Consider the following 14,146-nt stretch of genomic DNA (forward strand, 5'->3'; position numbering starts at 1 on the left):
AACAACGGTCTAATTCAATTTCTAATTTTTTAAACGCCCGGAGCCACCACTAATAAATAGCCGCTACCCCTAGCAGGCTAATTAAACTCAAGTATTCCGAACAATTAACAGCTATCACAAACGTGCGCCGACACTAGTTATATTGAAACCACTCAGTCGTTAGCTGATTTATGACATAGTGACAGAAAAGTCAGCCGTTACACCATGACTACTGGCTTAACGACGAGATTTACGCACCGCGACGCCAAGTAACACTAAACCCAGCAAGGCTAAGGTATCTGGCTCTGGAATTTGAGCGCTAGTTGAACTACCAGTTAAGCTCGCAAAGCGTGCGGTTTGGCTCTCAGTGTAAAAACCAACATGCCCACGGGTAAAGTTGTTGTCGATAAACGATTGCTCCACACCACCTAAGCTAAATGAAATTTGCTCACCTGCTCGTGCAACGCTAAAGCGGTAATTAACATCATCTTGCCAAAACAGTTCCTGCTCAAACAAAGTGCTTGAAACACCATCGACTTCTTTAACTAAAAACATACCACTTGAAACGGCGTATCGGCCGTCAGCACGGTCACCACGATCGTTCAGGCCACCTTGCTCCCAACCCAAGCGGTAATGATTTCGCTCGTCTTGCCAACCAAACACAACACCGAGAATATCGTCATCATCAAATAAATCCGATGTTGGTGTCATAAAGCCACTAAAGACAAAATCACCATCAAAGATAAAATCACTAATTAAAGCGCCATTGGCATTGTTATTTTGTATCGCTTGATTGCCATTTGCACTGGTAATACCTTGCGAGCCACCACGAGCGGGGGATTCGGCTAATGTCCACAAACTGGTATCAACAATAATATTGGCTTGCGCATCAGTAAAAATAAGGAATAGAGATAAAAACGAAAGGCTTTTAATAGACTTCAACATGCTACAACCTAAACTAAAACAAGTTAATTAAAAAATGAATACAGTAATACTTATATTCTCTATGCTAAACAATTAGTTACTATATTTAACATTGTACTTGACCGAGGTTTAAGCAAGAAAAACACCACCCTGAAAAGCCATTATTTATCATACAGTTAAATTAACATCCTTGTTTCAAAAGGGTAAAGTGTTAAATATTCTGACACTCAATAAGAATCATTTTACGGTTCAATAAGTTAACGAAGTAAAAGCCAAATATCTGCCAACTTAGCTATCTCACGCATAGGCACAGGAAAAAGCAAAGCTAAATTAACGCGCTTAGCCAATTGCGGTGGCAAAATTGCCGACTTCAAAATTAAAAATACTGCCATCAAAGAAAAACAGTCGCCTTGAGTGAAGCGCACTATACTTAAAGCACCCTGCGTAAACCTACGTACTTAAAGCTGCGTACTTTAACCTTAGTACTTAGACCAAATCACTCAAGCCAAAGCAAAGCACTGAAAGCCAAAGCAAAGCACTGAAAGCCAAAGCAAAGCACTGAAAGCCAAAGCAAAGCACTGAAAGCAAAGCTGTGTCGGGACTTCAACTCAACCTAATCAAAGTACCTAGCTGAATGTTGCAGTTACAATGTCTGACCAAGTTGGCTGGCGTTTTATCGCAATAAGGGATGTTCAAACCAAGATTAATAGAAGGCTGTCAGTATTGTGACTATAAGTTACCATTTAAAAACCCTACTAGTGTCAGCATTTTTTACACTGCCAATTTCTCTGCTTGCTAAAGATGTTGTTTCACATGCCGAAAATGATGCGATTACCGCATCGGTATCGCCGGACTTTCCCACAGGTTTACACGCCCAATATATGCGTTATCTAAGCCAACAACTTAATCTGCAAGTCAATATCAAACCTATGCCATTGGCACGGCGGATCAAGGAGCTTGAAAAAGGAACTATCGATATTATTATTCTCAATTACCGAGAAAACCCTGCACTAACCTTTTTGCAACCCGCGTATAGCCCGATCACCGAATACCTGTTCGTCAATCACGACGACAAAAATAAAATCACCAATTACCAGCAACTCATTAACGCTACCATTGGTTTAAACACAGGCTCAGGAGTATTCCCAATTTTTGATAACGATGAGGCATCAAAAAAAATCACCGTTAATACCCTAGAACAAAAGGTCCTGCTTTTAAAACACAAACGCATTGATGGCTTCTTTCATACGAACCTAAGCACTAAGGCAGTACTGAAAAAAATGGGCTTAGCAGCACAAATAGTTAAATCAGCTTGGCAACCCAAATACTTGAGAAAGCAATCGCATTTTGTCATTTCACCAAACTCACAACTCTTTCACCGTAGAGCTGAGTTAGAAGGAATTATTGAGCAAGGAGTTGCTAATGGCGAGTTTCTTGAAATTAGGCAAGTCCACTACAAAGGTACTAACAATAAGTAACCTGCCCTTAATGATAAAAACGCCCATACAAACTCAATTTGTATGGGCGTTTTTGAATCTATTTACCAACGACTTATACAAGATTACCGTTAATCCATAGGCTCGTATGCATTAGCTTTCGCGATTAAGGAATCGTAAATCCTGCGGGAAACTCAACCACATCGCCAGTTGTGTATAAGTATCTAAACTGGCGTGCGTTGTAACCAACCGCTTTTGATTCAGAGACAAAGGTGTAGTAGCAAGTATCGGCATTGTTGGTCACAGCAACATCTACATTAGCCGCTAAATTTTTGATGCCATTGCCATCACCTGCTGGAATTGCAGCGATTAAATCTGTGTTGAGTACTCCGTTAAAAACCGCTAAACAGTCTTGCGGCGAAGAGACTTGCGTACCATCATCTGTGCCTGCTGGATAACCTAAGCTATTAAAATCCAGATCATCGACTAAATCGATGGCGCCAGCACCGGTTGGCGCGCCGGATGCTTGCCATTTGTAATGAGCGAGGTCCATACCAGAGCGAAAGTTGCCAAAGGTGGCATTAAATACTGATTCATGTGCATCAGAAGCGAGATTAATAAAACGCGGGGCAGCGACAGCCGCTAAGATCCCCAAAATCACAATAACAACCACTAACTCTATTAAAGTGAAGCCAGTATTCACTTTCTTACTACTATTCATATTTTTCCATGCGACTTTGTTAAAAAGACAAGGATCTTTTGCTAATCCTTAGCTCAAGCGTTAAACAACGAGATAACCATATGACGGCGTAATCTCCTCATCTGGATACTAACGTAATACCAGCGAGTAAACTAGTCAAATTTCGCTAACTCATTGTAAAGCTTAATCATACTCGTTATTGAAAGCCTTTGTGGCGCGAGCCCTACGCCATGGTGAAGGTAGTGTTGATAAGATAAAAATTGCCAGCCTTTGCGCTTGATAAAGCGACTAAACTGACGAACATTCGTTTGTGTGATTAACTCAAAATTATATTTTCCTAATGAATCCTGATAGCGCTGAGGGGCATCAGCAAGCTGATATTGGGCAATTTGCAACACGGCTTGTCCTGCCATTAAAAAGTGTCCGCCGACTGACGCAGTGAGCTTGCCCTGCTCGATACTCTCAATCGCGCCTGACAGCCAATCAAAGCCACCAATAAAGTATGGCTGGTTATGTTGCTTACTAGCCAATTGATACGCAGTCAGTGCCAAGTCATCGTTAGCGCACCAAATTAATCGAGCCTGTGGGTAGCGACGCAAAATCTCCGGTAATTTGTCCTGCGCAATTTGCTTATCCCAGTTGGTCGAAAATACCTGCTTTAGCTGGAGCTTTTGCTTAGCGTCCATATCCACCAGTACTTGCTCGCGCTGCTTGGAAACGGAATTAAAATTGCCCCCCAAACCCACCACATTTATTGGCTTATTTGGATATGCATTTTTATGCTCACGCAGCAACGCATCCAGCAACAGTTGACTACCTTGTTGATTATCATAAACAACTTCCCCTATCCAATTAGGATAAGATTCAGTGGGGTATTGGATAATGCCATCTTGATTATCAAAATCGGTATCTTCTAAGGTGATAAATTTAACGTTTGCTTGGTGAAGCAGATCAAACAATGCCCTGGCATTACCTTGGTAGGGGCGAATAATGACATAATCGGGTTTATTGTCCTGACGGAGCAAATGTTCAACTGTGCTCAGCAACGAAAAACGGCTTTCAATTGAGGTATAAGTTTGAATATTAATACCGAGATCAGCAGCCACCGTATACGCGACATCTTCGACGATTCGCCAAAAGCTGTGCTCAGCAGCTTGCGGTAAAATTAAGGCAATCGAGGGCTTCTTTTGAACAAGCGCAGCACCAGTTTTTTCGGCTTGTTCGTTTGCTCCTTTGCTAAGTGCCAAGGTATTCGCGTTGACATTAAGGCTTACACAGAATAAGAGTAATAAAGCATGCAAAAATAAGTGAACAACTTGGTGAATAAGAGTGTTGATATGCAATGCCCCATCATTGCCAGTACTTGCAACAAGATTAGCATAGAAGGCAAAGAATATTTTTATCTCGACCTTGGGGAGCGTGCCAGCGGTGCTGATAATTGCTCAATTAATTCAATGGGGAAAGCAATGCTTTCAGGAGTCTAGGTGAAAAGTAGTTATGCCAGCGTGCAGCATTTTGCATGAAATTCCGATACGTTAAAGCGACTTTTTCACTCTTTAGCATGTATCGGAATTTTAAGGGGGTTGTCTTGATAATGTTGAAAAAATGGCAATAACTGAGCAGATTAGCAAAGGCAGCATACACTGCCTAAGCCCATCAACTAGGGTTATCTAAAACGCAGATTACCGCGCGATAGTTGATCAAGTGAGTTACAGCCCATTAAGCGCATATCACGTAACAACTCTTCTTTCATTAGGCCAAGCATACGCTCTACACCCGGTTGACCCGCTGCGGCTAATGGATATAAGTAACCGCGACCAATACCAACCGCTTTTGCACCGAGTGATAAGGCTTTAAGCACATGGGTACCGCGCTGCACACCACTGTCGAACAGCACATCAATGCGGTCACCCACAGCATCAACAATTTCCGCGAGTTGGTCAAATGAGCTGCGCGAACCGTCAAGTTGACGACCACCGTGGTTAGAGATCACGATACCGGTACAACCAATATCAGCGGCGCGTTTTGCGTCTTCAACCGTCATAATGCCTTTTAAGCAGAATTCGCCATCCCAGAACTTCACCATCTCTTCAACGTCTTGCCAGTTCATTGATGGGTCAAGCATTTTAGTGAAGTAATCACCAATTGAGCTACTGCTATTGCCCATATCAATATGTGCATCGAGCTGAGGTAAACTAAAGCTTTCATGAGTAACGTAGTTAATGCCCCACATTGGCTTAATGGCAAATTGGATCATGCCCGCAAGGGTTAAACGGAACGGAATAGAGAAACCGGTACGCAAGTCACGCTCACGGTTACCACCGGTAATAGAGTCAACCGTTAGCATCATCACTTTAACGCCAGCGGCTTTGGCACGCTCCATCATGGCTTTATTCAAGCCGCGATCTTTGTGGAAGTAGAACTGGTACACTTGCGGGGTGTCTACCAATTCAGCGATTTCTTCAAGGCTAACCGTACCTAGTGAAGAAACACCAAACATAGTGCCGTATTTTTCTGCCGCTAGCGCTACCGCGCGCTCACCTTTATGGTGGAATAAGCGCTGCAGAGCGGTTGGTGAGCAGTACACTGGCATGTCCAGCTTTTGCCCCATCACGGTAGTCGATAAGTCCACATCTTCAACACCTGTAAGCACGCTTGGCAGTAAGTCACAGCTTTCAAACGCATCTGTGTTGCGACGATAGGTAGTTTCGTCGTCGGCACCGCCATCAATATAGTTAAAGATAGGGCCCGGCAGGCGCTGTTTCGCTAACTTTCTAAAGTCTTGAAAGTTATGGCATTGGCTTAATCGCATCATTGGCAATTCCTCATCACTTAATTCTTTACTGATCAACAACAAGCACAGTTGCGTTTGTGCTTGTCCATTTGGCCAACGCCCGGGTTAAAGCTATTGGTTGGATCTAGCTGTTGATAAAAGGCTTTTACGCCCGGCTCTGCTTCATAAAGGTGACCGACGTTGTGCTCAGCAGGGTATTTCGCCCCGCGAGAGTCGAGTAGCGCGAGCATTTCTTTTTTCACTTTTTTGGCATCGGCACCTTTTTTTAGGACATAGTCTTGGTGGAAGACATAGCAGAAGAAATGTCCATAATATAATGACTTATCGATTTGGCTGGCGATCGACGCTGGCAGTTGCTCTTGCCACAGTGGATCGTTGCGCCTAAGCGCAATATCTAACGCTAAGATATCGCCAACCGAGTTGTCGTGTAATGTTTGATAACGAATGGCTGCACCGGCAGCAGCAAAACGTTGTAAATAAGCTTTGGCGGCTTCATCTGGCTGGCATTCGAAGTAATCACCTGCCTCAGGGTTTGCTTTGAAATAGCTCGCCAAAAAGCTAGACGCTTCAGCAATCCCTTCATCACTCATTTTCAAAATTAAGTGATGCTCGTATTTGTCACGGTACGCCAACATACGCTCAGGTAGGTGCTGTGGAAAGCACTTGCTTGCCACTTGCAATACGCGATCGCTTAAATACTTGGGCAGTAATGGCACCTTGTTTAACGTGGCATCTACACGCCCTTTTAAGGCAAACAGTTTAGGTAGCCTGTCGGTGCCCAAATGTTCGATACTCAAAAAGGTGTCTTTACCGTACTTCGCGGCAATATCAAAAATATCGCGATGCATATACTCACCGACTTCTGGCAGGTGCTTAAAGTTGCTAAGAATATGGCGGCGCAAATGGGTTAAGGTATCGGGATTATTGGTACCGATATAATAGGTTTGCTCTTGTTTAGCGACTTCAAACGTGTCTAAACGCACCGCAAATACCGCGACTTTACCCGCACAGCCACTGGCTTCATAAAGACGAGTCGTATCGGCATTGAAGCGACTTGGCGTATCAGCATCGACATCGCGCAAACGCTCTAAGTAGTCGCTAGCACTGGCTTTTTCTTGGGTTGCTAAACTTGCCAGCGAGAACTTTTCCGCTTCTAAGTTCGCCAGGATTTGCTCTGGTGTATCACCTAAGTCAATACCCAGATGATTGACGAGTTCCAGTTGGCCTTGCTCGTTCACCCAAGCATAGAGTGACAATTCAGTATAAGCAGGGCCGCGTTTGACGAGTGCACCACCAGAATTATTCGCAATACCACCAACAATCGATGCGCCCAAACAAGAAGAGCCAATCACGGAATGCGGCGCACGGTTAAGTGGCTTGAGTGTTTTTTCCAAGGTATGTAACGTCGTTCCCGGGAAACTGATCACTTGCTCACCTTCGCCTAATACCAAGAGCTTATTCATCGCTAAGGTATTAATGATGACAATGTCTCTGTCATAGTCATCACCACTAGGGGTTGAGCCTTCTGTCAGGCCAGTATTCGCCGCCTGCATGATCATAATGCAGTCAGCAGCCACGCAAAGTTTTAACACCAGCCAAAATTCAACCAGAGTTTCAGGAAAGACAACCGCTAATGCGCTGCCACCACCCGAACGCCAGCCGGTGCGAAAGTGCTCGGTACTTTTCTCGCCAACGCGAATCTTGTCTTCGCCAAGTGCACTGGTTAAATCTGAAATAAGCTGTTTCTTATCCATATCAATCTCAAGTTGATGATCGCTAGAGTAGGCTAACCTTTTACCAGCTAGCCCTTTACCCATTAACCTGTTGCCTGCTAGCTAAGCGGGCCTGTGAGTTGCAAGCCGTATAGCGCGAACATCACGAGCGCGCCAGCAAACAATACATAGTAGATGGTTGGTAATATGGTTTTTCTTAAAGTTGCCCCTTCTTGGCCAAGCAGACCAACGGTGGCACTGGCTGCAACCACGTTGTGAATGGCAATCATGTTACCTGCTGCGGCACCAACCGCTTGGGCGGCGATAATAATCGCAGGCGATAGGTGCAAGCTGACTGCCGCTTCGTACTGGAACTGGCTAAACATCATGTTCGACACAGTATTTGAGCCAGCGATAAAGGCACCTAGTGCGCCAATCGTTGGGCTGATCAGCGGGAAGGCATCGCCAAACCAAGTGGCAAACATTTGCGCGCTGCTCATTGGCATGCTCGGTAGGTCAGCCAAGTTAACGCCAGAGTTGATAAATAAACGCACCATAGGGATAGTGAAAATCAGCACGAAGCCAGCACTAAAAATGGTTTTACTCGATTCTTTAAAGGCTTTGCTTAACGCATCACCGCGCGTGGTTGTGCTACCTTGCAACAATACCGCCGCTAGCGCGCCAATTAGCAGTAAACCGCCCGGCAAGTATAGCGGGCTAAAGGCTGTACTCACGCCGGCTTCACCAAGAATATCGGTAAAGCCAATGCTGACACTGTTAAGTAGTGCTTTAAAGTCGCCAAATACACGCGAACACACTAATAGTGCCGCCACGAGCAAATAAGGCGTCCAAGCAACCACTTGTGACATTGACTTAGTCACTTTCAGATCGTTATCCGCAATTTCCAGTTTACCTAACCAGTTTTCTGGCCATTGCGATTTTTCTGGGAATTGCCAATGAGTTTTAGGGGTTAAGAAACCTTTTTTGGCAGCGCTCACCACAATGGCCATGCTAACCAAACCACCGATTAGTGACGGGAATTCTGGCCCAAGGAAAATGCCTGTGAGCGCATAAGGAATGGTGAAGGCGATACCCGCGAATAATGCGAACGGTAAAATTTCTAAGCCTTCTTTCCAGCTTTTATTTTTGCCGAAAAAGCGAGTTAGCATCATCACCATAAACAATGGCATCAAAGTACCAATAATGGCGTGAATAATGGCAACGTCAGCCGTGATAAGCTGTAGGTACTGCTCCCACGTCCAACCTTGGCTAGCTAATTGTGCTTCAATCGCAACTGTGTCTAAACCTTTGTTAACACCGATCACGATGGGCGTACCCACCGCACCAAATGATACTGGCGTGCTTTGGATCATCATCCCCATCAATACCGCAGCAACGGCTGGGAAACCAATGGCGACAAGCAGTGGCGCGGCAATCGCAGCAGGTGTGCCAAAGCCAGAAGCACCTTCAATAAAAGTACCAAAACACCAAGCAATCACAATCGCCTGGATACGTCTATCAGGGGATACTTGCGTAAAACCTTGACGAATAACGGCAATCGCACCGGTATGTTTTAAGGTATTAAGCAGGAAAATGGCGCCAAAGACAATCCATAGTACAGAGACGGTGATCCCCATCCCCTGTAAAATAGAGGCAATCACGCGATTGGCACTCATGTCCCAAACGAATAAACCCAGTAAAGCGGTCACCAATAGTACTACTGGCATGGCTTTTTTTGCTGGCCAGTGTAAACCAACCAATAATAATGCTGAAAGAGCAATTGGCATCAACGCCAAAAAGCCCAGAGTAAGTTCACTCACTCTCAAGTCTCCTAATCGATATATTCTTAGACTATCGTTTGCCTTTTTGCGTACTTTTGATAAGTGCTGTCGTGATCGTTTTGGCAAACAAAATTAGCGGGACTGTACAATTAACGGAATAATTAATATATATTGATAAAAGAGAATCTTTTTTTCCTTTTTTGACATAATCCGCTCTTTATTTGGTTAACGCATGGTTAAAGCAGACGATATTTTTCTTTTTGTACAAGTAGTTGATGAGGGGTCATTTTCAAAAGTGGCCGAGAAGTTAGAAATGACCAATTCTGTGGTCAGTAAACGGATAACGCGACTGGAGCAAGAGCTCAACGTACAACTTCTTTATCGCACGACACGCACGTTAAACCTTACCGAAGCGGGTCATGCACTTTACGGCAAAGCGCGCCTTGCCAAACAAGCTTTGCAAGATGCACAAGACACAGTAACAGGCTACGGTGATGCCATTCGGGGCAAAATTAAGGTGACCGTCCCCCGTTGTTTCAGCCCACGTTCTGTTAAGCGCCTCAATTGCCGAATTTTGTAAACACCACCCGGAAGTCGAAATTGAGCTAATTGTCACTAATCGCATGGTTGATATCATCAACGACGGTTTTGACTTGGCGATTCGCACCGCAGATTTGGCAGACTCTTCGCTTATCGCTCGCCGTTTAATTGATTCCCGCTGGGTAGTCTGCGCCAGCCCAGAATACGTTGCTAAATATGGCACTCCAACGCACCCCGAACACCTCAAAGCACACGAATGTTTGATTTATAAATACGAAGGTGTCGGTCCAGATCACTGGCAATTTAGCGAGCATGAACAAGACTTTTTTGTGCAAGTATTGGGGCGTTTTCACGCCAATAGTTTAGAGTCGATTAAGCAGGCAGTGCTGAATGATTTTGGTATTGCTTACTTGCCACAAATATTAATTCACGAAGAGTTGCAAAGCGGGCGTTTAGTACCATTACTCAAAGATCACACCGCGAAGAATTTGGGTGTGTATGCGGTTTACCCGCGCTCCCGTCAGCCGGATAAAAAGCTCAACCTATTGGTTGAGCATTTTCGCGACGCCTTTCAACGGGAAAAAGCGTATTTTTATTGAGCCTTGTCGGGCAAGGCTGCTGCGGTTTAGAATTTGTAGATGGCAGAAAATTGTAGGTAATTAGAATCGATTGCCTCAATCCCTTTGTCATCGATAGCATAGTTACCAAATTCACCACCAACGTCTAAGTTTGCTGACACACTTGTCATTAAATTAATACCCCAATGGCTGCGTTCACGCTCCAACTCGTCAGTTTTTGCACCGCCGTAAAATACGGTTGAGCGCATTCCTTCTGACCAGAAATGGCGATAAGCAAGGGTAAACGCTGTGGTACTTTCCACTTTTTGGCGGTCATCGCTAGGGTCAACAACGATATCTGAGGTTAAACCCGCAGCGACATAGCGGCCAGCTTCACCAGCGCTTACCTGAAAACGGATATCATCTTTACCGAAAGTGTTAATTTTACCCGCGATATTAAAGGCAACACCTGTTTCATCTAAGCCGCCTTGGTCAATTTTTCTCACTAGCGCACCAGCAGAGAGCATGCCCCAATCAGCCTTGTGGTTATAACGAGCAACGAAATCTGGGGTGCTTTCGTCTTGGTCTGCTTGCTGACCCGTTACCCCAACGCCATTTGCCGCCGCACCGACATCACCGTCGCCATTTGTCTCTGGGTTCTCAATCGCAAATTGCCAACTGCCATGGGTATAGCGCACCTGTGTTTGGCGAGCGAATACTTCACCGACATGAGGTCCACCAAAATCTAGTGTTTCAGGCAAAGCATGTAGTGGCATAAACGTGGTCCAGTTTTGTCCCACCATCCAGTTTTTATACTTGATAAAATAATGTCTCAATCGCGGATTAGAAGAGTTACTGACCACTTCATTACCGCCGCCGCCATAAAAGTCCATTTCGACAAAACCTGTCACTTCACCGTGCTGTACTTTTAAATTCACGCGGGATTCTTTAACGTTAAAGCCCGTATGTGATGTTTCAATTGGTCGGCCAGCAGGATAGTTAGCAATCCAATAGTCTTGGTAGGCAATATCACCTTCCACATGACGAACATCTACTTTGGCGTAGCCACCTAACGACACCTTTGTGTCAGTTCCGTTAGTGTTAACGGTTAGTAATTCCACGGCATGCACTTGGCTAAGCCCAAGGCTAGTCATAGCTAGGCTACACATAAGTGGTTTAATAGCTTTCATTAATTCTCACCCGATATTTGTAATAATCTTGAATGGTACTGCTGAGAGTGCAGATCGATTGGCGGGGTAATTTAGTGGTAACCGCTGGGCGGATAAATGCAATAAAAACGAAAGACTTTTTCCAAAAGTTAACTAATCAATGGTTACGCTTGGGGCGTTTACTCTCAGCACATGGTATTGATATTGTGCTCGAGCAACAGACCAAAATGCCGAGGAACACCATCACGGAATCCCGTTTACTCAGTCCGTTAAAAAAGCAGTAAAGTGGGAATTAAAATGATTGCCTTGATAATTTTCAACGACAGGTACTTGCACCAACTCAAACACAACGACCATTGGCGACAACTTAGCGCATCGCCACCTTGTGCGAGCCGTTTATCGATACTCTACTCAGACAACAGCAAGTCGCTAGTTGAGTGGGCGTTAATAGTTTCATTGCCTCTGTCTTTTAGTCTATTGCGCTTTGCTTGCAGCTTGTACTCTTAATTTGCGATTTGAGCAGGTGAAGCAACAACGGAAAAAGGGGAATTTAACCCTCAACATTAGCGCTCTAACTGCTGATAGCACGCCAAAAGTGCTTGGGTTAATTTATGCTTGGCCGCCATATGAATTAGCGGTGCTTTAAGTTGGTGAGATTCGCGCATTTTCACCGATTGCGGAATGTATTCCGTCACCACTGGCAGCCCTTCATCCACTAACTCTTGAATAATCTGCTTAGGCAGGTTGGCATTGGCCATGTATTGATTGGCAATTATCCCTTCGATAGTGAGTGCTTGGTTGTGATCTTCGCTAATTTCCTGAATTTGTTGCTGCAAGCTATATAAACCTTGTCTTGCAAAATCATCGCAATCAATCGGAATCAGACAAGTATCGGCGGCAATTAACGCGGATAGGGTGTAAAAGTTCAGTGCGGGGGGCGTGTCGATATAAATGCGGTCAAAGTCTTGTTCAATACTTTTCAGGGCATCGCGCAACTTGTAGATTTTGTGTCGCGAATCAAGCTCGCTTTCCATTTCTTTAATGCGTTCAGAGCCGCGAATAATAAATAGGTTGTCGTATTGGGTCGGCTGGCAATACTCAATAATGGGGCGTTTGCGTAGATGAAAGGTGATGGTTTGTTCAAACAGCGCAGCGATTGAGTCCTCTTCACTCAGTGTCAGCGCAGACAAGTAAGACGTTGTATTACACTGCGTGTCTAAATCCAACACTAGGGTTCTCAACCCTTGTGCTGCCGAAATCGCTGCTAAATTGACCGTCAGGCTAGATTTGCCGACACCACCTTTTTTATTGAACAGTACCCGAATCATTAACGTCCCTATTCTCTCAACTGAAAATCCAACGTTATCAAATATTAGCGCAAATAAAAACGCCACTTGCCAATATAAAGATGATTTAAATGAGACTATCGATCATTCAATTTAACTGACGCCACGGCTTTACTCGCGCCACCGCGCGCTAGCGTTGCCAAGCTATCAAAATCTAACAGGTCATGTTCTTTTTTATAGCTTTTTAAGTTAGTCACTATCGAGTGAGGAAACAAAAAATAGCCTTTAAATTTACAGCGTTGCTGCTTTAGTATCCAAAGGGTAAGACCAGACACATAAGCCAGCCATATCAATGGCAACCAAAACAACAGTGATAGCTGGCCTAGTAAAAATACAGCTAACACAACCCCAGCGACGCTTTTCACTTGCCACAGAAAAAAACCTTCAAAACGATGAAACTCAAAGTAATCAAGGCGATTCAGGTACCACTTGCCAACTTGGGTACCTGATTCATTTTGGTATTTAAACTCCCTCATATCATTGTTATCGAGGGCTCTGTTTGACTAACGGCTGCTGAGCTTGTTTCTCTTTTAAAACTAGGTCGCCATTTTCGAGAAACACTAAGACTATTTCCTTGTCTGGACGGTTTGGATCAAATAAATAGCTATATTTTTCGGCAACCCGATCGCGATCGGCTTGGGTTCGAGCAACTGACATTTCATCGCTAAACGCCCGCGCTTCCATCATACCGGCGTAATGGCTTGCCACCGCAGCGGTAGTACTGAGCGCGCGCTCAACGTGTGGATGCTCGGCCAGCGCTTGTCGAAAAACAGCCGCATGAGGGTAATCTGCCGGCAACTGGAGTTTGCCCTCAGGATCAAAACTTATCGAACTTGGCGCTGCGGGAATATTGTATTCCTGCATGAGTGCTTGAACAGCTTCTTGTGAGTATTTAGAGAGGACATTGACATTGTGCTCAGTTGGCAATAACAAAGGCGCATCGAGCAAGTTATTATGGCCCGGTACAATCTTAGGAGACAAATACTTTTCCAGATCGATAACCTGATCGCCCTTATTGGTGTGCATTTTGTATTCTGATTCAACACCCGGCTTTACGCTTTGCTCGCTTTTAGTATCTTGTGCTCGAGTAAGCGATGACATCACATCAGCAAAGGTCGTTCCTGACGCTTTGTTGATGGGTTGCTGAACTTTATTCGACGGTGTATGACTATGGTTAGTAATTTGGTTGATTTCCACCGATGACTCCT

Annotated in this window: 14 protein-coding genes; 4 read left to right on the forward strand and 10 right to left on the reverse strand. The window is 44.6% G+C overall.

All coding sequences use genetic code 11. The features are described 5' to 3' along the window. Positions 1-216 precede the first annotated feature (216 nt). Entirely contained in the window at positions 217-924 is a 708-nt protein-coding gene (locus tag DXX93_RS17875; RefSeq protein ID WP_116009300.1) for a PEP-CTERM sorting domain-containing protein, read from the reverse strand. Between the two features lie 704 nt (positions 925-1,628). Here DXX93_RS17875 and DXX93_RS17880 point away from each other — a divergent pair. Further along, complete coding sequence (locus tag DXX93_RS17880; protein ID WP_116009301.1) at positions 1,629-2,381, forward strand: substrate-binding periplasmic protein; 753 nt, start codon at positions 1,629-1,631, stop codon at positions 2,379-2,381. Positions 2,382-2,505: 124 nt separating this feature from the next. Here DXX93_RS17880 and DXX93_RS21155 read toward each other — a convergent pair whose 3' ends face one another. From DXX93_RS21155 to DXX93_RS17905, 5 genes are all read right to left on the reverse strand, one after another. Further along, the gene (locus tag DXX93_RS21155; RefSeq protein WP_116009302.1) at positions 2,506-3,060 is read right to left on the reverse strand and encodes a type II secretion system protein; all 555 of its coding nucleotides are present in this window, start codon (positions 3,058-3,060) and stop codon (positions 2,506-2,508) included. Between the two features lie 131 nt (positions 3,061-3,191). Beyond that, positions 3,192-4,286, reverse strand: a complete 1,095-nt coding sequence (locus DXX93_RS17890) for an ABC transporter substrate-binding protein (RefSeq protein WP_181902260.1) — start codon at positions 4,284-4,286, stop codon at positions 3,192-3,194. 419 nt (positions 4,287-4,705) lie between these two features. Further along, the gene (locus tag DXX93_RS17895) at positions 4,706-5,854 is read right to left on the reverse strand and encodes an alpha-hydroxy acid oxidase (protein WP_116010027.1); all 1,149 of its coding nucleotides are present in this window, start codon (positions 5,852-5,854) and stop codon (positions 4,706-4,708) included. 32 nt (positions 5,855-5,886) lie between these two features. Beyond that, complete coding sequence (dld, locus tag DXX93_RS17900; protein ID WP_116010028.1) at positions 5,887-7,587, reverse strand: D-lactate dehydrogenase; 1,701 nt, start codon at positions 7,585-7,587, stop codon at positions 5,887-5,889. A gap of 77 nt (positions 7,588-7,664) precedes the next feature. Beyond that, positions 7,665-9,365, reverse strand: a complete 1,701-nt coding sequence (locus DXX93_RS17905; RefSeq protein WP_116009304.1) for an L-lactate permease — start codon at positions 9,363-9,365, stop codon at positions 7,665-7,667. 193 nt (positions 9,366-9,558) lie between these two features. Between DXX93_RS17905 and DXX93_RS21060 the strand changes: the two genes are divergently transcribed. Continuing rightward, the gene (locus tag DXX93_RS21060; protein ID WP_258872704.1) at positions 9,559-9,906 is read left to right on the forward strand and encodes a LysR family transcriptional regulator; all 348 of its coding nucleotides are present in this window, start codon (positions 9,559-9,561) and stop codon (positions 9,904-9,906) included. Then, on the forward strand, positions 9,890-10,465 hold the full coding sequence (locus DXX93_RS21065; protein ID WP_258872774.1) for a substrate binding domain-containing protein: 576 nt from the start codon (positions 9,890-9,892) through the stop codon (positions 10,463-10,465). The genes DXX93_RS21060 and DXX93_RS21065 overlap by 17 nt, the downstream gene beginning before the upstream one ends. A gap of 26 nt (positions 10,466-10,491) precedes the next feature. Here DXX93_RS21065 and DXX93_RS17915 read toward each other — a convergent pair whose 3' ends face one another. After that, entirely contained in the window at positions 10,492-11,613 is a 1,122-nt protein-coding gene (locus DXX93_RS17915) for a DcaP family trimeric outer membrane transporter (protein WP_116009305.1), read from the reverse strand. A gap of 32 nt (positions 11,614-11,645) precedes the next feature. Between DXX93_RS17915 and DXX93_RS17920 the strand changes: the two genes are divergently transcribed. Then, the gene (locus DXX93_RS17920; RefSeq protein WP_116009306.1) at positions 11,646-11,876 is read left to right on the forward strand and encodes a hypothetical protein; all 231 of its coding nucleotides are present in this window, start codon (positions 11,646-11,648) and stop codon (positions 11,874-11,876) included. A gap of 279 nt (positions 11,877-12,155) precedes the next feature. Here the strand turns inward: DXX93_RS17920 and DXX93_RS17925 are convergent, their stop codons facing one another. From DXX93_RS17925 to DXX93_RS17935, 3 genes are all read right to left on the reverse strand, one after another. Then, positions 12,156-12,920: a ParA family protein gene (locus DXX93_RS17925; protein ID WP_116009307.1), complete on the reverse strand. Its 765-nt coding sequence runs from the start codon at positions 12,918-12,920 to the stop codon at positions 12,156-12,158. Positions 12,921-13,015: 95 nt separating this feature from the next. Continuing rightward, positions 13,016-13,414: a hypothetical protein gene (locus tag DXX93_RS17930; RefSeq protein ID WP_116009308.1), complete on the reverse strand. Its 399-nt coding sequence runs from the start codon at positions 13,412-13,414 to the stop codon at positions 13,016-13,018. Positions 13,415-13,421: 7 nt separating this feature from the next. After that, complete coding sequence (locus DXX93_RS17935; RefSeq protein ID WP_116009309.1) at positions 13,422-14,135, reverse strand: hypothetical protein; 714 nt, start codon at positions 14,133-14,135, stop codon at positions 13,422-13,424. Positions 14,136-14,146: the final 11 nt, after the last annotated feature.

Source organism: Thalassotalea euphylliae, assembly GCF_003390335.1.
Classification (GTDB): domain Bacteria; phylum Pseudomonadota; class Gammaproteobacteria; order Enterobacterales; family Alteromonadaceae; genus Thalassotalea_F; species Thalassotalea_F euphylliae_B.